Genomic DNA, 764 nt, shown 5'->3' with positions numbered 1-764 from the left:
TCCGTCCGCGGACCTCCTCGCAGCGGCCGTGCAGCCGCCACCCGCCACCATCAGGGACCGGCCCAGCTTCTTGACATCGATGTGGAGCAGATCCCCCGGGTGGGGCGCTCATAGCGGATCCCGGAGTGCCGCCGCCGCACCTCCGCACCGGTGATCGGGTCGATCGCCGACAGGTGCGGCACCTGGTGGCGCGCGAGGACCCGCCCGACGGTGGAGGCGGCCAGGCCGAGCTCACCGGCCAGGTAGACCGCGCCGCGGCGGACCTGCGCGCGCAACGCCAGGATCGCCGCCTCGACGACCGTGCGGTTGGCGATGGTGTGCGGGCGCGAGGAGCGGTCCTCCAGCCCGGCCCAGCCCTCGGCCCCGAACCGGGCGATCCACTTCGACACCGTGGCACGGGAGACCCCCGAGCTGCTCTGCGATCCGCGCCTGCGGCCAGCCGGCCAGATGACGTTCCACCATCAGCCTGCGGGCGAACACGGTGGTACGGGCGTTACGGTGCGACCCGGAGGGCCTCCTGTGGCCGAAGTTGGTGCGTCAGACACACCCACATCGCCCGGAGGCCCTCCCTCGTTCAAGCCGACACGCCGTCAACAACGTCCTGGGTTACTACATCGAGTGCGGCGACGAGACGGGCGGCGTGCCGTTCGGGGCCGGCGGCTGCATCGGGTAGGCGACGGGAGCCGGGCCCGGCTGCTCCGCCGCGGCGCCCGCCTCCCGGGCCAGGAACGACCCCAGCTCACCGATCGTGCTCATCAACGGCG

General features: G+C 73.0%; 1 protein-coding gene. It reads right to left on the bottom strand.

What is annotated here, in order from left to right:
- Positions 1–50: 50 nt before the first annotated feature.
- Positions 51–449, bottom strand: coding sequence for a leucine zipper domain-containing protein (locus BGP03_RS27560; RefSeq protein ID WP_299738064.1), 399 nt, complete (start codon positions 447–449; stop codon positions 51–53).
- Positions 450–764 lie beyond the last annotated feature (315 nt).

Source organism: Pseudonocardia sp. 73-21, from assembly GCF_001899645.1.
Taxonomy (GTDB): Bacteria; Actinomycetota; Actinomycetes; order Mycobacteriales; family Pseudonocardiaceae; genus Pseudonocardia.
The sequence above is the reverse complement of the archived record's forward strand: the minus strand, read 5'-3'. Positions and strand labels throughout refer to the sequence as shown.